Source organism: Shigella sp. SIG3 (assembly GCF_053555855.1).
In genome coordinates, this window is the sequence record NZ_JBQZXE010000348.1 from 1 (window position 1) to 337 (window position 337).

General features: G+C 48.1%; 1 protein-coding gene. It reads left to right on the plus strand.

Annotation, left to right across the window (positions count from 1 at the left end):
• The coding region (locus ACUU1I_RS21360) for a transposase (protein WP_449144956.1) at positions 1–337 on the plus strand (337 nt) is incomplete at both ends.

A 337-nucleotide genomic window follows, 5' to 3' on the forward strand; every position in this document is an offset into this window, starting at 1 on the left:
GATCTGTACAGTAATCGCTGGGAAATCGAACTGGGATACAGGGAGATAAAACAGACGATGCAACTGAGCAGGCTGACGCTGAGAAGTAAAAAGCCGGAGCTTGTGGAGCAAGAGCTGTGGGGTGTCTTACTGGCTTATAATCTGGTGAGATATCAGATGATTAAAATGGCGGAACATCTGAAAGGTTACTGGCCGAATCAACTGAGTTTCTCAGAATCATGCGGAATGGTGATGAGAATGCTGATGACATTGCAGGGCGCTTCACCGGGACGTATACCGGAGCTGATGCGCGATCTTGCAAGTATGGGACAACTTGTGAAATTACCGACGAGAAGGG